The organism is Inquilinus sp. (assembly GCF_039594555.1).
Lineage (GTDB): Bacteria > Pseudomonadota > Alphaproteobacteria > DSM-16000 > Inquilinaceae > Inquilinus.
This window is the reverse complement of sequence record NZ_JBCNNF010000081.1, coordinates 1-20,402: the sequence shown is the minus strand read 5'-3', so window position 1 is coordinate 20,402 and position 20,402 is coordinate 1. Positions and strand designations below refer to the sequence as shown.

General features: G+C 70.1%; 15 protein-coding genes and 2 tRNA genes. 7 read left to right on the top strand and 10 right to left on the bottom strand.

The window, feature by feature from the left end; translation table 11 throughout:
- The first annotated feature begins 108 nt into the window (after nucleotides 1–108).
- Nucleotides 109–1,320 carry an aminotransferase class V-fold PLP-dependent enzyme gene (locus tag ABDW35_RS11380; RefSeq protein WP_343713983.1) on the top strand — a complete coding sequence of 404 codons (1,212 nt, stop codon included), beginning with the start codon at nucleotides 109–111 and terminating at the stop codon, nucleotides 1,318–1,320.
- A 174-nt stretch (nucleotides 1,321–1,494) separates the two neighbouring features.
- Here the strand turns inward: ABDW35_RS11380 and ABDW35_RS11375 are convergent, their stop codons facing one another.
- The 3 genes from ABDW35_RS11375 to ABDW35_RS11365 all read right to left on the bottom strand — a co-directional run bounded on the left by ABDW35_RS11375 (nucleotide 1,495) and on the right by ABDW35_RS11365 (nucleotide 6,063).
- The gene (locus tag ABDW35_RS11375) at nucleotides 1,495–2,841 is read right to left on the bottom strand and encodes a nitrate/sulfonate/bicarbonate ABC transporter ATP-binding protein (protein WP_343713982.1); all 1,347 of its coding nucleotides are present in this window, start codon (nucleotides 2,839–2,841) and stop codon (nucleotides 1,495–1,497) included.
- Nucleotides 2,842–2,852: 11 nt separating this feature from the next.
- Entirely contained in the window at nucleotides 2,853–4,595 is a 1,743-nt protein-coding gene (locus tag ABDW35_RS11370; RefSeq protein ID WP_343713981.1) for an ABC transporter permease subunit, read from the bottom strand.
- A gap of 391 nt (nucleotides 4,596–4,986) precedes the next feature.
- Complete coding sequence (locus ABDW35_RS11365; RefSeq protein ID WP_343713980.1) at nucleotides 4,987–6,063, bottom strand: DNA topoisomerase IB; 1,077 nt, start codon at nucleotides 6,061–6,063, stop codon at nucleotides 4,987–4,989.
- A 94-nt stretch (nucleotides 6,064–6,157) separates the two neighbouring features.
- Between ABDW35_RS11365 and ABDW35_RS11360 the strand changes: the two genes are divergently transcribed.
- Nucleotides 6,158–6,637: a YaiI/YqxD family protein gene (locus tag ABDW35_RS11360; protein ID WP_343713979.1), complete on the top strand. Its 480-nt coding sequence runs from the start codon at nucleotides 6,158–6,160 to the stop codon at nucleotides 6,635–6,637.
- On the opposite strand, the gene ABDW35_RS11355 is transcribed toward ABDW35_RS11360, so the two are convergent.
- Nucleotides 6,634–7,350 (bottom strand): Crp/Fnr family transcriptional regulator, encoded by a 717-nt coding sequence (locus tag ABDW35_RS11355; protein ID WP_343713978.1) that lies wholly within the window; start codon nucleotides 7,348–7,350, stop codon nucleotides 6,634–6,636. The genes ABDW35_RS11360 and ABDW35_RS11355 overlap by 4 nt on opposite strands.
- A 385-nt stretch (nucleotides 7,351–7,735) precedes the next feature.
- Nucleotides 7,736–8,905, bottom strand: a complete 1,170-nt coding sequence (locus ABDW35_RS11350; protein WP_343713977.1) for a class I SAM-dependent methyltransferase — start codon at nucleotides 8,903–8,905, stop codon at nucleotides 7,736–7,738.
- A 183-nt stretch (nucleotides 8,906–9,088) separates the two neighbouring features.
- Here ABDW35_RS11350 and ABDW35_RS11345 point away from each other — a divergent pair, with 183 nt between their 5' ends.
- A complete protein-coding gene (locus ABDW35_RS11345) occupies nucleotides 9,089–9,505 on the top strand; it encodes a hypothetical protein (protein ID WP_343713976.1) in 417 nt (138 codons plus the stop codon).
- 21 nt (nucleotides 9,506–9,526) lie between these two features.
- Here ABDW35_RS11345 and ABDW35_RS11340 read toward each other — a convergent pair.
- Nucleotides 9,527–9,602: transfer RNA gene (locus ABDW35_RS11340), tRNA-Thr, on the bottom strand.
- Between the two features lie 65 nt (nucleotides 9,603–9,667).
- Between ABDW35_RS11340 and ABDW35_RS11335 the strand changes: the two genes are divergently transcribed.
- Nucleotides 9,668–9,808 (top strand): hypothetical protein, encoded by a 141-nt coding sequence (locus tag ABDW35_RS11335; RefSeq protein WP_343713975.1) that lies wholly within the window; start codon nucleotides 9,668–9,670, stop codon nucleotides 9,806–9,808.
- Nucleotides 9,809–9,845: 37 nt separating this feature from the next.
- Here the strand turns inward: ABDW35_RS11335 and ABDW35_RS11330 are convergent, their stop codons facing one another.
- Nucleotides 9,846–12,890, bottom strand: a complete 3,045-nt coding sequence (locus ABDW35_RS11330) for a calcium-binding protein (RefSeq protein ID WP_343713974.1) — start codon at nucleotides 12,888–12,890, stop codon at nucleotides 9,846–9,848.
- A 419-nt stretch (nucleotides 12,891–13,309) separates the two neighbouring features.
- A tRNA-Ser gene (locus ABDW35_RS11325) sits at nucleotides 13,310–13,401 on the bottom strand.
- A gap of 325 nt (nucleotides 13,402–13,726) precedes the next feature.
- On the opposite strand from ABDW35_RS11325, the gene dxs reads away from it, so the two are divergent.
- From dxs to ABDW35_RS11310, 3 genes are all read left to right on the top strand, one after another.
- Complete coding sequence (dxs, locus tag ABDW35_RS11320; protein ID WP_343713973.1) at nucleotides 13,727–15,643, top strand: 1-deoxy-D-xylulose-5-phosphate synthase; 1,917 nt, start codon at nucleotides 13,727–13,729, stop codon at nucleotides 15,641–15,643.
- 193 nt (nucleotides 15,644–15,836) lie between these two features.
- Nucleotides 15,837–16,430, top strand: coding sequence for a hypothetical protein (locus ABDW35_RS11315; protein WP_343713972.1), 594 nt, complete (start codon nucleotides 15,837–15,839; stop codon nucleotides 16,428–16,430).
- A gap of 263 nt (nucleotides 16,431–16,693) precedes the next feature.
- The gene (locus ABDW35_RS11310; protein ID WP_343713971.1) at nucleotides 16,694–16,888 is read left to right on the top strand and encodes a hypothetical protein; all 195 of its coding nucleotides are present in this window, start codon (nucleotides 16,694–16,696) and stop codon (nucleotides 16,886–16,888) included.
- Between the two features lie 24 nt (nucleotides 16,889–16,912).
- Here the strand turns inward: ABDW35_RS11310 and ABDW35_RS11305 are convergent, their stop codons facing one another.
- Together ABDW35_RS11305 and ABDW35_RS11300 are read right to left on the bottom strand one after the other, a co-directional pair.
- Complete coding sequence (locus ABDW35_RS11305) at nucleotides 16,913–18,268, bottom strand: sigma-54 dependent transcriptional regulator (RefSeq protein WP_343713970.1); 1,356 nt, start codon at nucleotides 18,266–18,268, stop codon at nucleotides 16,913–16,915.
- Between the two features lie 22 nt (nucleotides 18,269–18,290).
- A complete protein-coding gene (locus ABDW35_RS11300) occupies nucleotides 18,291–20,171 on the bottom strand; it encodes an ATP-binding protein (protein ID WP_343713969.1) in 1,881 nt (626 codons plus the stop codon).
- Nucleotides 20,172–20,402 lie beyond the last annotated feature (231 nt).

Below are 20,402 nucleotides of genomic sequence, written 5' to 3'. Positions count from 1 at the left end.
GCCATCGAGAGCCGCTCTTGCCGCCCTGGATGCCCGGGTCAAGCCCGGGCATGACAGGAAGGGGTGGCGCGTCACAAGCTTCGCCAGCCCGTCCGAGGAAGTGCAGCCATGAAGTCGAACGAGGATATCCGCCGCCGCCTGGGCCTGCGCCCGGTGATCAACGTCTCCGGCACCATGACCTCGCTGGGCGCCTCGATCGTGGTGCCGGAGGCGGTGCAGGCCGTCGCCGAGGTGCTGCCGCAATTCGTCGAGATCACCGACCTGCAGCGCAAGGCCAGCGCCCGGATCGCCAAATCCTGCGCCGCCGAGGCCGGCTTCGTCACCGCCTCGGCCTCCGCCGGGATCAGCCTGGCCGTGGCCGGCGCCATGACCGGCGACGACCTGCTGGCGATCGAGCGGCTGCCGGACACGGCCGGCCTGCCGAAGACCGAGGTGCTGCTACAGGTCGGGCACATGGTCAGCTACGGCGCCCCGGTCGACCAGGCGGTGCGGCTGGCCGGCGCCAAGGTCGTGCCGGTCGGCACCGCCACCTCGGCCGCAGGCTACCAGCTCGACGGAGCGATCACCGAGCGCACGGCCGCGGCGCTCTACGTGGTCTCGCACCATGTCGTGCAGTACGGCCAGATCCCGCTCGAGGAGTTCGCCGCGATCTGCCGGGCCAAGGGCGTGCCGGTGATCGTCGACGCCGCCTCGGAATACGACCTGGCCGGCTTCCTGGCCAAGGGCGCCGACCTGGCGATCTACAGCGCCCACAAGTTCCTGGGCGGGCCGACCGCCGGCATCGTCGCCGGGCGCGAGGATTTGGTGCGCGCCGCCTTCCTCCAGAACCGGGGCATCGGCCGCGGCATGAAGGTCGGCAAGGAGGGCGTGGTCGGCACCATCGCCGCGCTCGACGCCTGGGAAAAGCGCGACCACGCCGCGGCGCGGGCGCGCGAGGACGGCCATCTGAAGCTGTGGCACGAGGGCCTGGCCGGCCTGCCCGGCGTGACCGCAGTGATCGAGCCGGACCCGACCGACAACCCGCTCGACCGCCTCAAGGTGACGATCGACCCGGCCAAGGCCGGCCTCGCCGCCTGGGACGTCGCCGACCGGCTGGCTGCCGGCGACCCGCCGGTGATCGTCCGCGACCACGAGGTCGAGCACAACTACTTCTACCTCGACCCCTGCAACCAGCATGACGGCGAGGCGCAGGTGGTGCTGGAGCGGCTGCTGGCGGTGCTGCGCGGCGCCGCCGGCGACCCGCCCCAGGGCGACGCCCGCGAGCGCCTGCTGGCCCGGGGACGGAAGGGACTGGAGTCGCTGCTGCGGTTTCCGCGGTAGGGCAGACAGGTTGCCTCTCCCGCTTGCGGGAGAGGTCGGAGACGCGAAGCGGCTCCGGGTGAGGGGATTTCGTCGAGGCCTGGGCCAGCCCTCACCCGGTCTCGCTGATGCGAGCCCGACCTCTCCCGCGTCCGGCGGGAGAGGCAACGCCAAAAGAGCCGTCGGCTCTCCTTCTTACACAGGATCCTCCAGGCTGAACTGGCCGCTTTCGCCGTCATAGGCGAAGAGCTCGGCGTAGCGGCCCCAGGAGATGGCGGCGCGCAGCGTCTCCTCCGCCCGGTCCTCGGACATGAAATCCTCCAGCTCCTCGCTGAAGCGCAGCCGCGGCGCGCGGTGGCTCGGCCGCTCGTCCAGCACCCGCCGGATCAGGGCTGCGATCGGCACATGCGCCAGCAGATGCGCCGCGAACAGCCGCTTGCGGTGGTCGACGTCGGACTCGGCGAACAGCCTGCCATGCTCGGTCAGGTGGATGTCGCCATCGGCCATGTCGGCGAAACGCAGCAGCTGCAGCGTCTCGGCGATCGGGAACAGCTCGTCCGCCTCCATCTGCAGCGTCGCCGCGAGGTCCGGCAGGTCGGCCCGGCCGTTATAGGGCGGCGCGGCCAGCGCCTCCATCAGGCCCGACATCAGGTTGGTCGAGACATGCGGCAGCTCCATGCCGATCCCCGTGCCCGGGAACCCGCCCACCACCTTCGGCCCGGCCTTCTCCGCCGGCCCGCGATTGGTCATGCGGGCATAGATGTCGTCGACCATCCGCCGGAACTCCGGGTCCAGGCGGTTGCGCGGATGCGGCAGGTCGATCCGGATCTCCGCCGCCACCCGGCCGGGGTTGGAGGAGAAGATCAGGACGCGGTCGCACATCAGGATCGCCTCCTCGATGTTGTGCGTCACCATCAGGATCGACTTGATCGGCAGCCTGCCTTCCATCCACAGGTCGATCAGGTCGGTGCGCAGCGTCTCCGCCGTCAGCACGTCCAGCGCCGAGAACGGCTCGTCCATCAGCATCAGCCGCGGATGCACGACCAGGGCGCGGGCGAAGCCGACGCGCTGGCGCATGCCGCCCGACAGCTCCTTCGGATAGGCGCTCTCGAACCCGTCCAGGCCGATCAGGTCGATCGCCTCCAGCGCCCGCCGCCGCCGCTCGGTGGCCGGGATGCCCTGGGCCTCCAGCCCGATCTCGACGTTCTGCAGCACGGTCAGCCAGGGAAACAGGGCGAAGCTCTGGAACACCATCGACAGACCCTCGGACGGGCCCTCGATCGGCCGGCCGCACCAGCTGACCTTGCCGGCGCTGGGTGGCACGAGGCCGGCGATGATCCGCAGCAGCGAGGACTTGCCGGAGCCGGAACGGCCGAGCAGCCCGACGATCTCGCCCTCGCGGATGCTCAGCGAGACGTCGTCGAGCACCAGCAGGTCGTTCTCGCCCTTGTGATAGGCCTGGCGGACGCCGGCGATGTCGATCAGCACGGGGTTGTCGTTGGCCACCTGAGTGACCGGGGCGTGGGCAATGGTCTGGTACATGGTCGTGGCCCTCAGTCGAGGCGCAGCCGGCGGGCGGCGTAGGTGAAGAGCGGCCGCCACAGCAGCCGGTTGAACAGCGTGACGAAGACCGACATCACGGCGATGCCGAGCACGATGCGCGGATAGTCTCCGGCCGTGGTGGCCTGGGCGATGTAGGCGCCGAGGCCGTGGGCGGTCAGGGTGGTGTCGCCCCAGCTCGCCACCTCGGCGACGATGCTGGCGTTCCACGACCCGCCCGAGGCGGTGATCGCCCCGGTGACGTAGTAGGGGAAGATCCCGGGCAGGATCACCTTGCGCCACCAGTTCCAGCCGCCGATGCGGAAGCTGGCCGCCGCCTCCTTCAGGTCGGTCGGAAAGGCGCTGGCGCCGGCGATGACGTTGAACAGGATGTACCACTGGGTGCCCAGCACCATCAGCGGCGCCAGCCAGATGTCGGGGTCGAGGCCCAGCCGGACGATCGCCACCACCGCGAAGGGGAAGGCGATGTTGGCCGGGAAGGCGGCCAGGAACTGGGCCAGCGGCTGCACCCGCTCGGCGACGCGGGGGCGCAGGCCGACCCAGACGCCGATCGGCACCCACACCAGCGTCGCCAGCGCGATCAGCACCACGACGCGGATCAGGGTGAAGCTGCCCAGCAGCAGCACCTCGCCGGCATCGCCCCAGCTCAGCTCCGTCGCCACGAAGCCGATGATCTGCCACAGCGCATAGGCGATGGCGGCCAGCAACAGGGCGGCGAAGGCCCAGTCGGCCGCACGGCTGGACCAGAGGCGAGCGACCACGCTGCCGCGCGCGGCGCCGGCCGGGATGAAGGCGAAGCGCCGGCGCGACACGGTGCGGGTCAAGAGGCCGATCGGCGACAGCGCCAGCTGGAACAGCCGGGTGCGCTGCACCAGGGTCAGCAGCCAGGAACGCGGGGCGGTGGTGCCGGCCGACTGCTCGAACCGGAACTTCTCGGCCCAGGCCACCAGCGGCCGGAACAGCAGCTGATCATAGGCCAGGATCACCGCGCCCATCACCAGCACGGCCCAGCCGACCGCGGCCAGGTCGCGCTGGTCGATCGCCCGGGCGACATAGGAGCCGACGCCCGGCAGGGTGATGGTGGTGTCGCCGACCGAGATCGCCTCCGACGCCACCACGAAGAACCAGCCGCCCGACATCGACATCATGGTGTTCCACACCAGGCCGGGCATGGCGAAGGGCACCTCCAGCCGCCAGAAGCGCTGCCAGGGCGTCAGGCGGAAGCTGCGGCTGGCCTCGTCCAGGTCGCGCGGCACGGTCTTCAGCGACTGGTAGAAGCTGAAGGTCATGTTCCAGGCCTGGGAGGTGAAGATGGCGAACACCGCGGCGCATTCGACGCCCAGCACCTGGCCCGGGAACAGGGCCATGAAGCCGACCACGGTGAAGGACAGGAAGCCCAGCACCGGCACCGACTGCAGGATGTCGAGCAGCGGGATCAGCACCATCTCCGCCCGCCGGCTCTTCGCCGCGGCGGTCGCATAGACGAAGGTGAAGACCAGCGAGGCGACGATCGCCGCCAGCATGCGCAGCGTGGTGCGCAGCGCGTAGTCGGGCAGGGCCAGCGGGTCGAGCGAAACCGGCGTCTGCTCGAGGCCGGCCAGCGGCGCCAGGGTGGCGCGGCCGCCATGGGCGACCAGCACGATGGCGCCGAAGACGAGGGAAAACGCCACCAGGTCCCAGAGATTGGGCAGGCTGCGCGGACGCTCCGCCGTGAGGGCGGGAGTGTGGAAAGCCATGATGTCCGTCCGGAAGGCAGGCAGTCGCGATCGCCGCACGTCGTCAGGGACGCGCGGTGCGGAACGGCCGGCGAGGCGCCGGCGTCAGCCGAGCCTTCGGTCGTCGCCTTCCAGGGTGGCGCGCCGATAGGACGGACGATGATTAAAGGTCAGGTGCTTCATGGTTCACCTCGCACCGGCGCGGCCTGGCCGCGCGACGAGGGGAACCGGACCCCGAAGGTCAGGCTCGCAGCGTCGGCGCCGGCAAGGTCGCGCTAGGTCGACTGGGCGTGCTCATCGGAGCGGTGGGTCCTTGATTGCGCCGGGAGCGTGTCCCGACAGGGCCGATATCGCGCCGCGAGGCGAAGCGGTCAAGCCGTATTCCCAGATTGAACGATTTGTAAGGAACAGGTCATTCTCGGGCGGCCGGCGCGGTCTCCAGCTTCTTCAGGAAGCGCAGCAGCGCGGCCTCGCCGCGGCGGCCCTCCGCATCGTCGCCAGGGGGCCAGCGCAGGGTGGTCGCAAGGCGGCCGTCGAGGAAGGCCTCGACCACCTCCGGATGGACATAGCAGGCGCGGCACACGGCCGGCGTATTGCCGAGCTGCGACGACACCTCCTTGATGCAGCGCGCCACCGCGGCCTTGCTCGGCGGCGCATCGGGGTCCGCGGTCGAGAGCAGCCGGGCGGCGAACAACGTGCCGGCCCAGGTGCGGAAATCCTTGGCGGTGAAATCCTGGCCCGAGATTTCGCGCAGATACTGGTTCACGTCGTCCGATCCGACCGCATGCCGCTCGCCGTCGTCGCCGACATACTGGAACAGCCTATGCCCCGGCAGGTCCTGGCAGGAGCGGATGATGCGGGCGATGCGGCGGTCGCGGAAGCCGGTGCGGTACTGCTTGCCGCTCTTGCCGCGGAACTCGAAATACACCGCGCCGCCCTCGACATCGGCATGGCGCTTGCGCAGCGTGGTCAGACCGAAGCTTTTGTTCGCCTTGGCGTATTCGTCATTGCCGACGCGGATCAGCGTCGCCTCCAGCAGGCGCACGATCGCGGCCAGCACCTTGGTCCGGGTCAGGCCGCGCTGCGCCAGATCGGCCTCGACCCGTTTGCGGATGCGCGGCAGCGCGCGGCCGAAGGCGACCATGCGGCCGTATTTTGTCTCGTCCCGGACCTCCTTCCATCGCGGGTGGTAGCGATATTGCTTGCGGCCACGCTCGTCGCGCCCGGTGGCCTGCAGATGGCCCAGCGGGTCGAGACAGATCCAGACATCGGTATAGGCAGGCGGGATGGCCAGCTTGTGGATCCGGGCCAGCGTCTCGCGGTCGCGCACCGGCTGTCCGTCCGGCATCCGGTAAGCGAAGCCCTTGCCGGACCGTCGCCGCCGGATCCCCGGCTCGGCGTCGGAGACGTAATGAAGCCCATGGGCCTTTGCCTGGACGGGCGGGGACGGGTCGGGCAACGCGTCCAACGATGCGGCGATGTCGGCCATTCGAGGAAGGCGGCTCCTGGGCGGGAAGGGCGATTGGACCAATGGCTTCGCCGTCGCTATGGTTCCGGTCCCTACCGCAACCGTGCCGCCAACCGTGACCGACCCGATCCGCATCCTCGTCGACGCCGATGCCTGCCCGGTGAAGGCCGAGATCTATCGCGTGGCCGAGCGCTACGGCGTGTCCGTCTTCGTGGTCACCAATGGCGGGGTGCTGGTGCCGCGCGACCCGCGCATCCAGCTGGTGATCGTGAGCGACGGCTTCGACGCGGCCGATGACTGGATCGCCGAGCGCGCCGGCCCGGCCGACATCGTCGTCACTGCCGACATCCCGCTGGCCGACCGCTGCCTGAAGGCCGGCGCCACAGTGATCGGCCCGACCGGCCGGCCCTTCACCAAGGATTCGATCGGCATGGCCCTGGCCAGCCGGGCGCTGATGGCCGACCTCCGCGCCATGGGCACGGTCAGCGGCGGCAACAAGCCGATGTCGGGGAAGGACAAATCCGCCTTCCTGTCGGCGCTCGACGCCGCGGTGGTGCGGCTGCGGCGGGCGCCGCCGCCGAGGCCGGCAGTCTAGGCGTCCAGATCGTTCCGGCGGTCGGCGAGGTGGCCGATCGTCGCCAGCCGCGTCTCGTCCAGCATCTCCAGCCGGCCGTGCTTCAGCCGGATCAGCCCCTCGCGCTGCAGCTGCTGCAGCATCCGGTTGACATGGACGATGGACAGGCCCAGCGCGTCGCCGACATGGCGCTGCGTCAACGGAAAGGGCAGGACCGACCGCGAGACCAACCCGGCCCGCACGCCCCGCCCGAACAGCGTGGCCAGCAGGAACGCCACCTTGCCCAGGCCGCTGTCCTGGCCGATCGCCAGCAGATGGTCCTCCAGGTCCCGCTTCTCGCGCGCTGCCAGCAGGCCGATGGCGTAGCCCAGCTCCGGCGTCTGCCGGATCGCTTCGCGCAGCGGGCCGGGGCGGATCTCGATCAGCGACACGTCGGTCACCGCCTGCAGGGCGCTGATCGAGGCGCCGAGGAACTGGGAGTGCAGGCCGGCGACGTCGCCCGGCAGCAGGAACCGCACGATCTGCCGCGCCCCGCCCGGCAGCACCCGGTGGCGGGCGGCCCAGCCGGCCGTGACCTGGATCACCGGCGGGTCCGGCCGGTCCTGCGGCCAGATCTCGGCCCCTGCCTTAACGATGGTTTGCTGGAGATCGACAGCGGAGAGCTGCAGCAGCGAGATCAGATTCGATGGCGGCCCAGACGAACCCGGATCCTGCGACCCCAGATACTGCTCCACGAATGCCCCGTTGCGGCTGCGGTCCCGGATATCGCCAGCCGGCGCAGAGCCTCCGCCGCGAATTCCCGATTCGAATGCGTCACAATACCGTCATCGTCTCCGGCACCGCATTGTTTCGGATTCTCCGGAAGCGATGGGCAGATATGCTGTTGTAGCCGCTATTCGCGACACCTATAACGGGACAGTAGTGGTTTCCAGAAGCAGAGCCTCGAAAATTAACTTAGGATAACTTTGAGGGTCGGGTGGCGGTTACCTGATCTGCCGTCGCGATGCGGGCCTCCAGTCATATTTGCCCGTCATCATGAGCCCGAGGGGTGCGGCCATCCAGTGGCTCGATCTCTGGATGGCCACGGCGCGCCACGTCTCGTCATGACGGAAGTGGCAGTCAGGCGAACTGGCCGTGCGGTGACACGATCAGGTCCCGCGGCACACCGGCCTGGACCAGCCCTTCGCCGATCTGCCGCTCGGACGGGAAGCTGGAGATCACCACCTTGCGGCCGCTGCGCAGCACCGCCTCGGGCGCGATCACGGCGTGGCGGCCGACGGTGTGGCCGTGCTTCTGCGTGTCGCGGTCGGTGATCCCCAGGATCCGCGCATGGCTCTCCAGCGAGGTCCGCTCCAGCATGGTCGAGGTGTGCAGCCCGGCGCCCCAGACATAGACCTCCTCGCCCGGCCGGATGCCGGCCTTCAGCCGCTCCTCCACCGCGCCCCAGCGCCGCCTCTCGACATCGCCATAGGCCCGGCAGAAGGCGCGGTTCTTGTCGAAGCCGTCGACCAGTTCCCGATTGGGCTGCGGCGCCTGCTTGCGGGCCAGGACGGTGATGACGGGGTAGGGGTAGTGGTCGACCGTGACCGGCGCCTGCAGGATGCCGAAGCCGGTGCGGGCCAGCAGGTTGTCCAGCGAGGTCTCGTCGAAGTAGTTGACGTGCTCCATCATGAATAGGCCGGGCGGGTTGACCTCCGGCGCGGCCAGGCACGGCACCTCGAGCAGCAGCAGCCCGCCCTCGGCCAGGGCGGCGTGCACGCGGCGCAGCGTCGCCGCCGGGTCGTAGATGTGCTCCAGCACATGCGAGAAGGTGATCAGGTTCTGGCCGCCGCGATGCGGCAACGTCTCCTCGTCGCCGCCCAGGTCGACCTCGATGCCGTTGCGCTCGCGCGCCTGCTCGCAGGCCCTGGGCGACAGGTCGCAGCCGGCCACGGCCCAGCCAAGCTTGCGGAAGTGCCAGAGCATGGAGCCGCTGGAGGCGCCGACATCGTACATCCGGCCGGGCGTCACGCCCTCGGCCTGGACCATGGCCAGCATCCGCCGGGCGGTGTCGATCAGCGGCGGCTCGCCGCTGCCGAAGGCGGTGTAGTTGGAGAAGGTAGTGTACTGACGCAGCATGGTCTCGGGCGAGACCGCCGGGTCCTGCAGGGTCAGGCCGCAACGGGAGCAGCAGCGCAGGGCGTAGGTGACGTGGCCGAGGCCGCAGACATCCATCGCCGTCTCGAACACCGTCTCGCCCTCAGTCGAACCGCAGACAAAGCAGGCGCGGCGGATCGTCGAATTCTGCATCAAAAAGCTCCCCGGAAACCCCCAGCGCCCATCCCTCGGGCGCGATGAACAAGGCAGGCAGGATAGGCGGCCCATGCCGGCCTGTCACGCCCGGCGCGCCGTCCTGACGGAAGCTGAATGGCTGCCCCGTCTTGACGCTCCGGCCGGCCGTGCTCAGGCTCCACGAGCATTCAGGAGGCCCGATTGCTTCGATATTCTTTCTCCGTTGCGCTGCTGGGAGCCGCCATTTCAACCGCGGCTGCGGCCCAGACGATCTCGGACCGCACGCGCGACACGCTCACGGATCTGGCGATCAAGTGTTTCCCGGGCTCGAAGGAGAGACCGGCTGACGACTTGCGGGGATGCGAGGATGCGATCGAGCGCTGGCGTCTTCTCTCCTCCGCCGACCGGCTTCCCGACGCCGACCGGCTGGTCGAGGAGATCGCGGTCGCACGGCGTGAGTTTTACGAGGCGAGCAATGCGATTCTAGCCAAAATGAATGCCAGCGTCGGTAAGAAGGCTGCTCCCGAGGTGGATCCCGCGATGCTGCAGAAGGCCGATGCAGGCCAGCAGCGCTGGAGGGACGACATCGTCGCCATCCGAGAGATTCTGCGGCGCTGATGGCGAGGAAGGTTGGGAAGATGGTGCCGGATGCAGGGGTCGAACCCGCGACCTTCGGTTTACAAAACCGCTGCTCTACCGACTGAGCTAATCCGGCGCCAGAGCATTCCCTATCGGGTCCCGTCGCCGCTGTCCAGCGATTGAACGGCCGTCCCGGTTGCTGTGGTCGGCGGTCGTTCCGATCTGTCGGAGCGCGTTCGCCAGCGCCGCGACCTGGCCGGCCTGTCCGAGCTCGATCTGAAGGATCTGGGCTGGACCCGGTCCGACGCAGCGGCGGAGCTGGCGAAGCCGTTCTGGCGCTAGCGGCCCGGCCAGGCAGGCCGGGCCGCCCGGAGCCGGGCTAGACCAGCAGCAGGTCCGACAGCGCCAGCGCCGTCACGCCGGTCAGGGTGACGACCAGCCCGGCCTCCTGCTCCGTGCCCGTGCCGTCGGCGTCGAACCACAGCCGGCCGGTGTCGGTCTCGAACAGGAATTGCGGGCCTGCCGCAGTGGCTTGCGGGTCGGCGCCGGTCACCAGCGACAGCTGGTATCCCGCCGCCAGCCCGAAGCCGGCCCGGTCGATCACGATCAAGTCGGTGCCACGGACGAAGTCGGTGATCTGGTCGCCCGATGCGGTGGCGTCGGCCCCGAAGATGAAGCGGTCGCGGCCGGCGCCGCCGGTCAGCAGGTCGCCGGCCGCGCCCCCTTCCAGCGTATCGTCGCCGCCGCGCCCGTCCAGCGTGTCGTCTGCCCCGCCGCCATACAGCCGCTCGCCGGCCGCGCTGCCGCGCAGGTCGTCGTCATTGTCGGTGCCGTTGACGATCTCGAAGCCCGACAGGATCAGCCCCTTCGCCAGCCCGTCGTTGCGGCTGCTGTCGGCCAGGTCGACGATGGCGGACAGGTTGATGTCGCCCTGGAAAGAAAGGGTGTCGATGCCGTCGCCGCCGACGAAGCGGTCGACGGCCCGGCCCGCCCCGTCACCCCGGGTGAAGCTGTCATTGCCGGCGCCGCCATCCAGCTGGTCGGCGCCCGCCCCGTCGAACAGCACGTCGTCGCCGGCGCCGCCACGGAGGATGTCGTTGCCGCCATTGCCCTCCAGCCGGTCGGCCAGCGCGCTGCCGGTGACGGTGTCGTTGCCGCGGCTGCCTTCGAATTCCAGCGATTCCATGCCGCTGAAGCGGGTGGTGGCGTTGACGTTCACCGTGCCGGTGCTGAAGGTGAAGGTCACCCCGGCATTCTCCTCCCAGAAATCGACGAAGACCCGGTCGTTCCCGGCGCCGCCGGCGGCGGTGTCGCCCTTGTTGATGTGCAGGTCGTCGTTGCCGGCGCCGCCGTCCAGCGTGTCGGCGAAGGCGTCGCTGAGGCCGTCGCGGGCCCACAGCACGTCGTTGCCGTCGCCGCCCGACAGGGTGTCCGCACCGTCGCCGCCGAAAAGCGTGTCGTTGCCGCCGAGGCCGTTGAGCACGTCGTTGCCGGCGAAGGCCTTGAACTCGTCGTCCAGCGCGCCGCCGGTGAGCTGGTCGTTGCCGGACCCGGTTTCGATATGGACGCGCTCGACATTCAGCAGGGTGATGCCGCTGTTCACCAGCCGGGCATTGGCCGACAGCGTGAAGGTCATGTCCGCGGTGCCGTCGTTGCGGTCGATCCAGGCGAGGTCGGTGCCGTAGCCGCCATCCGCCCTGAAGTTGGCGCTGACGCCGACGCCGTTGATGGCCAGATACATCTCGTCATTGCCGGCGCCCGCATTGATCGCATTGTTGTGGCTGCCGATCGTCTCCACGTCGACATGGACCTCGTCATCGCCATTGCCGGCATTGATGGTGTTGAGGCCGCCGGCATCGCGGATGATGTCGTCGCCGTCGCCGCCCGTGACCGTGTCGTTGCCGGCGCCGCCGTCCAGGACGTCGGCACCGACGCCACCGGTAAGGATGTCGTTGCCCGCACCGGCATCGAAGTCGACGTGCAGCGCCGCCCCGGCGGTGAGGGTGTCGTTGCCTGAGCCGGTGGTGATGTCGAAGATCTCGACGTCGCTGATCACCGTGCCGTCGGACAGGGTGGCGGTGCGGCCGGCGAAGGCGAAGGTCAGCCCGGCGGTGGCGTCGCCGCGATCGATCTCGACCATGTCGATGCCCGCGCCGCCGCGAAGGGTGTCCGCGCCGCCGTTGCCGACGATCAGCACGTCGTCGCCGTCGCCGCCATCCAGCAGGTCCACGCCGGTGCCGCCGTCGAGCACGTCGTTCCCGGCCATGCCGCCGAGCGTGTCGTTGCCGCCTTCACCCTCCAGCACGTCGTCGCCGGCATGGCCGCGGAAGCCGTTGGCGGCGCCGGTGCCGGTGATCGAATAAGCCTCGAAGCCGGTGAAGCGCGTGCCGTCGGACAACCGGCCGAGCACCGTCGAGGCTTCGGCGATGAAGTTGCCGGTGACGCCGGTGACCATCAGGCGGTCGATACCGGCGCCGCCGTCGATCTGGTCGGCGCCCTGGCCGATCTCCACCATGGCGGTGTCGTTGCCGGCCCCTGCATAGATCAGGTCGGCGCCGAGGCCGCCCTCCAGGATGTCGTCGCCGTTGCCGCCGATCAGCTTGTCGTCGCCGGCATCGCCGGACAGGGTGTCGTTCTGCTCGCCGCCGTCGATCACGTCGGCATCGTCGCCGCCGCTGATGGTGTCGTTGCCGGCTTGGCCGGCCAGGGAATCGGCCCCTTCATCGCCCCAGATGAAATCCCAGCCATTGCCGCCGCGCGCGGAATCGGCGCCGGCGCCGCCGGTCAGCACATCGAAGCCGTCGCCACCCTCCAGGATGTCGTTGCCGTCCTCGCCGTCCAGCTGGTCGGCGCCGCCGCCACCCATCAGCACGTCATTGCCGGCGCCGCCGAGGAAGACGTCGGTCCAGCGGCCGCCGGCCATGCCGTCGGCGAAATCGGTGCCCGTGACGTAGAACTGCTCGATGCCCAGGACCACGGCGCCGATCGGCAGGGTGCGGCCGACGGCCGGGTCGACCGCGCTGAACGACACCCGCGTCGCCTGGGCGGAGTAGTCGAGCATCAGCATGTCGAAGCCGACCCCGCCATCGATCTGGTCGCCGACGGCATCGGCCAGGTCGTCGATCATGATGATGTCGTTGCCGGTGCCGGCGCGGATGTAGTCGGCGCCCGCGCCGCCGGTGATGGTGTCGGTGCCGGAGCCGCCGAGGATGGTGTCATTGCCGTCATCCCCCATCAGCACGTCGCCCTGGAAGCCGCCGTCGATCCGGTCGGCGCCGTCGCCGCCAAGGATGATGTCCGAGGCCAGGCGGCCGTAGAGGCTATCGTTGCCGCCGAGGCCGTAGAGGCTGTCGCGGAATCCGTACAGGGTGTCGCCGTCGCCGATCAGCGTGTCGGCGCCTTCGGTGCCGGTATAGGTGGCCATGGGTGAAATCCGTTCCGTTGAAATCGCGAGTGGAGCGACGCCCACTCCCGACCCGCAAACGACGCGCGCTGCGATCCGGCTGTCCCGCCGAACCGGATCGGCGTGATGTGTCGGGACCGATGCGCGCGCATCCGGGAGTGGGCGCGTCCCCGGCCGCGGCAGGACCGCGGTGGGCCAGCCATACGACCATCGGCGCCGGGGGGCGTCACCCTCCGAATGGAGGGGGAACTTTCACTTTTCAACCGGCTGAGGGGTTAGAAGGTCGGGTCGAGGCTCCGGGGCAAAGGCCCGGCCGGGCCCAGTTCAGGCGCCGGATGGACACCGCGCGTAAGCCGGTGACCCCAGACTGCTGCATCTGCTGATCGTGGAAGCTGAAGCGAGGCCGCTGAGGCCTGCCACCCGAAGCCGCAGGCGTAGGGTGGCGGAGGGACCGGGATTCGAACCCGGGCACGGGGTTTCCCCCGTGGACGGTTTAGCAAACCGCTGCCTTCAGCCGCTCGGCCACCCCTCCGTCCAGCGGCGGTGCCGCTCGGTGGGCGTTCTTAAGGGGGCGGCGAGGGCTTGTCAATGACGGCTCTCGGCATGGCCCGGCCCGCTGCGCCGCAGGGCCGGCCCGGCCGTGGCGCGGCGGCCGCAACCTGTGGCAAAACGGCACCCGGTGACGCCTCTGTCACCGGATTTTCTTGAAAGCGCCACCGCTCCCCTATAGTGCTGGAAAGACTACCGGGCAGGAAAATTGTTGGGTGCTTCGGCCGTATGTCTGCCGTCACGGTGCGAGAGAGACCGATGCCGATGCCGCCCGAACGCTGGACCAAGCCTGCCGAAAGCGAAGCTGAATGAAGCCAGTCACGCCGCTGCTCGACACCATCCGCACCCCAGAAGACCTCCGACTCCTGCCGGCTTCCGACGTGAAGCAGGTCGCCGATGAGCTGAGGGCCGAGACCATCGACGCGGTCTCGACCACCGGCGGTCATCTCGGCGCCGGGCTCGGCGTGGTCGAGCTCACCGTCGCCATCCACCGGGTGTTCGACACGCCGCGCGACAAGCTGATCTGGGATGTCGGCCACCAGGCCTATCCGCACAAGATCCTGACCGGGCGGCGCGACCGCATCCGCACCCTGCGCCAGGGCGGCGGCCTGTCCGGCTTCACCAAGCGGTCGGAAAGCGAGTACGACCCGTTCGGCGCGGCGCACAGCTCGACCTCGATCTCGGCCGGCCTCGGCATGGCCGTGGCCCGTGACCTGAAGGGCGAGGACTTCCGAGTCGTCGCTGTGATCGGCGACGGTGCCATGAGCGCCGGCATGGCCTATGAGGCGATGAACAACGCCGGCGCGCTGAAGAGCCGCCTGGTCGTCATCCTCAACGACAACGACATGTCGATCGCCCCGCCGGTCGGCGCCATGAGCGCCTATCTGTCGCGGCTGATCTCCTCGCGCTCCTACCGTTCGCTGCGCCACCTGATGCGCGACGTCACCGCGGTGTTCCCGCGGCCGGTGGCGCGCGCCGCCAAGCGGGCCGAGGAATATGCCCGCGGCTTCGTCACCGGCGGCACGATGTTCGAGGAGCTGGGCTTCTACTATGTCGGCCCGATCGACGGCCACAATCTCGACCACCTGTTGCCGGTGCTCGAGAATGTCCGCGACGCTGATGACGGCCCGGTGCTGGTCCATGTCGTCACCCAGAAGGGCAAGGGCTACGGCCCGGCCGAGGCGGCGCCGGACAAGTACCACGGCGTCAGCCGCTTCGACGTCATCACCGGCGCCCAGGCCAAGCCGAAGAGCAACGCGCCCAGCTACACCGGCGTCTTCGCCCAGGCCCTGATCCAGGAGGCGGAGGAGGATGAGCGCATCGTCGCCGTCACCGCCGCCATGCCCTCGGGCACCGGCCTGGACAAGTTCGCCCAGCGCTTCCCGAAGCGCAGCTTCGACGTCGGCATCGCCGAGCAGCACGCGGTGACCTTCGCCGCCGGCATGGCGACCGAAGGCTTCAGGCCGTTCTGCGCGATCTACTCGACCTTCCTGCAGCGCGCCTACGATCAGGTGGTGCACGACGTGGCGATCCAGCACCTGCCGGTGCGCTTCGCCATCGACCGCGCCGGGCTGGTCGGCGCCGACGGCGCCACCCATGCCGGCGCCTTCGACATCCCCTATCTCGCCTGCCTGCCGGGCATGGTGCTGATGGCCGCGGCCGACGAGGCCGAACTGGTGCACATGGTGGCGACCGCCGCCGCGCTGGACGACCAGCCCTCGGCCTTCCGTTATCCGCGCGGCGACGGCGTCGGCGTCGAGCTGCCGGCCCGCGGCAAGCCGCTGGCCCTGGGCAAGGGCCGCGTGCTGCGCGAGGGCACGTCGATCGCGCTGCTCAGCTACGGCACCCGGCTGCAGGAGTGCCTGGCGGCGGCCGACGCGCTCGGCGTCATGGGCCTGTCGACCACCGTGGCCGATGCCCGCTTCGCCAAGCCGCTCGACACCGAGCTGGTGAACCAGCTGGCCCGCCACCACGCCGTGCTGATCACGGTGGAGGAGGGGGCCGAGGGCGGCTTCGGCAGCATCGTGCTGCATCACCTGGCCCGCACCGGCCTGCTGGACCACGGGCTGAAGATGCGGCCGATGACGCTGCCGGACCGGTTCCAGGATCACGACAAGCCGGAGCTGCAATATGCCGAGGCGGCGCTGTCGGCGCAGCACATCGTCGCCACCGCCGCCGCGGCCCTGGGCCTCGACGCGCCGGCTACGGGCGTGATCCGCGCCTGACGCCGCGATCAGACCGGACATCAGCGGCCGCCCCGATCCGTCGGGGCGGCCGTTGCCATGTCCGGACCGGGCGGAACCCGCGGCCCCGCGCGCGGTTGACCTTGGAACCGGGCCGATTTCCCGTGCTGCGGGCCCGCGGCATCGGTGATGATGGCAGGCGATTCGATCTCGTGGGGACGAGAAGGGGGATACGATGACATTGCGGCACACCGTCCTGGGGACGGTTGCGATCCTGTTGCTGGGCGCCTGCGTTTCGGCGTCGGGCGCAACCAAGACGCCGGCCGCCGCTCCGGCTGCCCCGGCCCCTGCGGCTGCCGCGGCGCAGGCGACACCGGCGAAGGTCGCCGAGCTGACCGGCATCGAGGCGTTCCGAGGCTCCTGGGTCGGCGCCAGCCAGGGCGAGGGCGACACCCGCCGGGCGGCGGCGCTGGTGATCGATGCCTCGGCCGATGGCGGGCTGTTCCTGCGCTGGCGCAGCGCCGAAGGCCCGAGCGACGGCAAGCCCGGCGCCGACCCGCTGACGATGCGCGAGAACACGGCGCTGTTCCCGCCCGGCAAGACCCCCGGCGTGTGGTCGACGCGGCTGGACAGCGGCGCCCGCGCCAAGGCGCGGCTTGAGGGTTCGGTGCTCACGACCGAGCTGACGGCGAGCACCGGCGGCAAGACCGAGGTGCAGAGCTATCGCCGCACCCTGACCGCGCCGGGCAAGCTGTCGCTGCGCTACACCCGGACGGTGGGCGGCAAGGTCGAGACCACGATCGACGCGGATTTCGTCAAGCTGCCGTGAGGTGAAGGGCCGGCACCAGGTGTTCGCGTAGCGTCTCCGGCAGGTGAGACCCTTCAGAATTCTCAATGTCGTCATTGCGAGCGCAGCGAAGCAATCCAGGGGCCGGTGCGCACCGGCCCCTGGATTGCTTCGTCGGTTTCGCCTCCTCGCAATGACGCCAAGGGGACATGGTGAAAAGGTCTCGCAAGCGGAAGAAGCAATGTTGGATTGCCTCCGATCGTGCTTGGCCTCACCCTGTGATGGATTTGGAATAGGCTGACACGATGACCGATCCGGATCCGCCCCAGCAGCTTGAGCCCCTTGCCGGCAAATCGGCCGAGGAGCGCCGCCGCGCCTTTACGGAGATGCTTCGGCGAGTCGAGGAAGAGGCGGATCGCGAGGGGACGGTGACGTTAGACGAGGTTGTGGCGGAGATAGAGCAGATCATCGCCGAAGCCGAGCAGCGCCGCCGCGGCTGAACAATCCGCGGACCACCGCACCCGTCACCCCGCCTTCTTCCCGATCGGCGCGGCCCGGTAGTCGTTCGGGTCGATGCCGTGGCGGGTCAGCTTGTCGTAGAAGGTCTTGCGCGGCAGGCCGAGGGCCTCGGTGACGGCCCGCACATCGCCCTTGTGGGCGGCAAGCGCCTCGCGCAGCAGCGACGCCTCGTAGCGCTCGACCCGCTCCGGCAGGCTCGCCGGTGCGGCCGGCGGCGGAGCCGGCGCGTCCATGCCGGCCAGGCCCAGCGCCGCGCGGTCGGCGAAATGCGCCAGCTCGCGGACATTGCCGGGCCAGTCATGGTCCAGCAGGTGCCGCCGCACCGCGTCGCTCAGCGGCGGCGGGTCGCGGCGGAAGCGCGCGGCGGCGCGGGCCAGGAAATGGGCGAACAGCAGCGGGATGTCGCCCCGGCGCTCGCGCAGGGGCGGGATGCGCAGCGTCACCACGTTCAGCCGGTAGTAGAGATCGGCCCGGAACCGGCCCTCCTGCGACGCCGCGGCCAGGTCGGTCTTGGTGGCGGCGACGACGCGCAGGTCCAGCGGCCGGCGTTCATTGGTGCCCAGCGGCTCCACCGCCCGTTCCTCCAGCACCCGCAGCAGCTTCACCTGCAGCGCCGCCGGCATGCTCTCGACCTCGTCGAGGAACAGCGTGCCGCCATCGGCATGCTCGATCCGGCCGATGCGGCGCTTCTGCGCCCCGGTGAAGGCGCCGGCCTCGTGGCCGAACAGCTCGCTCTCGATCACGCTCTCCGGCAGCGCGCCGCAATTCAGCGCTACCAGGGGTTTGGTGCGCCGGCGGCTCCAGCGGTGCAGCGCCTCGGCCACCACCTCCTTGCCCGACCCGGTCTCGCCCAGCACCAGCACGTCGACATCGGCATCGGCGACGTCGCGCACGGTGCGGCGCAGCCGCTCCATCTCCGGCGTGTCGCCGAGGAAGGTCAGGTCGTCGGCCCCTTCCAACTGCGCCTTCAGCCGCCGGTTCTCGATCACCAGCCGCCGCTTCTCCACCGCCCGGCGGACGCTGTCGACCAGCCGCTCGGCCGGGTAGGGCTTGGCCAGGAAGTCGTAAGCGCCGTCGCGCATGGCGCCGACCGCCATGGCGATGTCGCCATGGCCGGTGATCAGGATCACCGGCAGGTCCGGGTCGCGTTCGCGCAGCTGGCCGAACAGCGCCAGCCCGTCGGTCTCAGGCATGCGGATGTCGGTGACCACGGCGCCCGGGAAGTCACGGTCGATCGCGGCAAGGGCGGCGCGGGCGGAGTCCAGCGCCGTGACCTCGAAGCCGGCCAGTTCCAGGCTCTGCACATTGGCGTGGCGGATCTCCGCCTCATCGTCGACGAAGACAACCTGTCCCGCGCTCATGGCGCCTTCTTCCCGGGCGCCCTCATTGCGCCCGTTTCAATGTCACGGTGAACACCGCCCCGCCGGCCTCACGGTTCGCAGCGGCGATGCTGCCGCCGAACTCGCGGGCGATGTCTTGGCAGATCACCAGGCCGAGGCCCAGCCCGGCCGGCTTGGAGGTGGCGAAGGGAATGAACAGCGCCTTCATCGTCTCGGGATCGAGGCCCTTGCCGGTGTCGGAAACCGCGATCCTAACCTCCTCCGTTCCGGCGTCCACCGCGATGCGGATCTCCGGATCGGGCAGGTCGGTCACGGCGTCCAGCGCGTTCTGCAGCAGGTTGACCAGGATCTGCTCCAGCCGCACCCGCTCGGCCACCACCCGCACATCGCCGGGCGGCAGGTCCTGCACCAGCCGCACCGACTGGCGGCGGATCCGCGGCCGGGTCAGGATCAGCGCGCCCTCGACCGCATCGGCGCAGGAGGTCGCCCCGATCGAGTTGGTGGCCTTGCGCGAGAAGGCGCGCAGATGCTGGGTGATGGTGCCGACCCGGTCGGTCAGCCCGGCGATGGTCGCCAGGTTCTCGCGCACCGAGGCGGGCTTGTCGCGCTCCAGGAACACCGAGGCGTTATCGGCATAGGCGCGGATCGCCGCCACCGGCTGGTTGATCTCATGCGCCACGCTGGCCGCGACCTGGCCCAGGATGGCCAGGCGGTTGGCCTGGGTCAGTTCCTCCTGCAGCTGCTGCCGGCGCTGCTCGCCGCGGCGCCGCTCCTCCATCTCCTCGGTCAGGCGCTGGTTGGCGTCGTTCAGCGCCCGGGTGCGCTCGGCGACGCGGCGCTCCAGCTCGGCCCGCGCCGCCGCCTGCCGGGCCACGGCCGTCAGGGCACGGTTGCGGCGGTACAGCAGGGCCGCGGCGGCAGTCAGGGCCAGCAGCGTCACCAGCCCGGCGATCAGCCGCGTATCGGTCATGGCGCGGCCGACGGTGGGCGAGGTCGGCGCCAGCAGATGCAGGGTCCAGCCGGTGGTCGGCACCGGCGCGGCGACGGCCAGGAAGCGCCCGGGCATCCGTGCCTCCGGCAGGGTCGCGGTCACCACATCGGGCCGGGCCGCGGTCATGTCCGGCGCGATCGGCAGCGGGTCCAGCGGGGCGCCGCCATATTGCAGGCTCTCGCGCACCGCCGCGCGCTCGGCCTCCGACAGCGGGCCGAAGCTGCGGAAGCGCCACTCCGGCACGTCGGTCAGCAGCACGACGTTGCGCTCGTCGGTGACGAAGGCGCTCTCGGCGAAGCGGGCCCAGGCCTCCTCCATGTCGTCGAACTCGACCTTGACCACGATGACGCCGAGAAGGCCGTTCGGCCCGTCGATCCGGCGGGAGAGGTAGGAGCCGGGCTTGCGGCTCATCGTGCCCATGGCGAAGAACTCGGCCGATCCGGCCTCCACCGCCCGCTGGTAATAGGCGCGGAAGGCGTAGTGCTGGCCGACGAAGCTGACCGGTTCGCGCCAGTTGCTGGCGGCGATGGCGGTGCCGCCGTGGTCCAGCAGATAGATCACCGCCGCCCGCGTGCCCCGGCTCAGCGCCTCGAACTTGGCGTTGATCCCGTCCAGCCGCTGCCGGTCGTTGGACGCGGTCAGCGCCGCGCGCACATCCGGGTCCTGGGCCAGGACGAAGGGCAGGGACCGCTGCTTCTCCAGCTCGCTGCGCAGCATGGCGACATGCAGGCCCAACGCCGCGTCGGCCGAGCGCGCGATCTCGCCCAGCGCCCGGTCGCGCCCGACCGGACCGGCCAGCCAGACCACGGCGATGAACAGCGGGACGCCGATCGCGGCGAACACCGCCCAACTGCGCCACCGGTGCGGCGCGGCCGGCATCACGGCAGGCCGGGCGCCCGGTGTAGCGATCGGATGGCGCTCAACAGCGGTCATGTCCCGGAGTCTAGCACCGCGGTCCTTGCGTTGCCTCTCCCGCAACACCCACCCCTACGTCATTGCGAGGAGGCGAAGCCGACGAAGCAATCCATCGGCCCGCAAGAGCTGCTGCATGGATTGCTTCGCTGCGCTCGCAATGACGGTGCTGGTGGTTTTCGCTTGGACGTGTGCGGGTCTCCGCCCTTTGCGGGACTGTCCTGTGCGGATTTCCGCACAGATCCGGGGCCG

What these genes read in the sequence shown, in the direction of transcription:
- ABDW35_RS11380 (WP_343713983.1), top strand. Translation starts at nt 109, where the DNA reads ATGAAGTCGAACGAGGATATCCGCCGCCGCCTGGGCCTGCGCCCGGTG.
- ABDW35_RS11375 (WP_343713982.1), bottom strand. Translation starts at nt 2,841, where the DNA reads ATGTACCAGACCATTGCCCACGCCCCGGTCACTCAGGTGGCCAACGAC.
- ABDW35_RS11370 (WP_343713981.1), bottom strand. Translation starts at nt 4,595, where the DNA reads ATGGCTTTCCACACTCCCGCCCTCACGGCGGAGCGTCCGCGCAGCCTG.
- ABDW35_RS11365 (WP_343713980.1), bottom strand. Translation starts at nt 6,063, where the DNA reads ATGGCCGACATCGCCGCATCGTTGGACGCGTTGCCCGACCCGTCCCCG.
- ABDW35_RS11350 (WP_343713977.1), bottom strand. Translation starts at nt 8,905, where the DNA reads ATGCAGAATTCGACGATCCGCCGCGCCTGCTTTGTCTGCGGTTCGACT.
- ABDW35_RS11330 (WP_343713974.1), bottom strand. Translation starts at nt 12,890, where the DNA reads ATGGCCACCTATACCGGCACCGAAGGCGCCGACACGCTGATCGGCGAC.
- dxs (WP_343713973.1), top strand. Translation starts at nt 13,727, where the DNA reads ATGAAGCCAGTCACGCCGCTGCTCGACACCATCCGCACCCCAGAAGAC.
- ABDW35_RS11315 (WP_343713972.1), top strand. Translation starts at nt 15,837, where the DNA reads ATGACATTGCGGCACACCGTCCTGGGGACGGTTGCGATCCTGTTGCTG.
- ABDW35_RS11310 (WP_343713971.1), top strand. Translation starts at nt 16,694, where the DNA reads ATGACCGATCCGGATCCGCCCCAGCAGCTTGAGCCCCTTGCCGGCAAA.
- ABDW35_RS11305 (WP_343713970.1), bottom strand. Translation starts at nt 18,268, where the DNA reads ATGAGCGCGGGACAGGTTGTCTTCGTCGACGATGAGGCGGAGATCCGC.
- ABDW35_RS11300 (WP_343713969.1), bottom strand. Translation starts at nt 20,171, where the DNA reads ATGACCGCTGTTGAGCGCCATCCGATCGCTACACCGGGCGCCCGGCCT.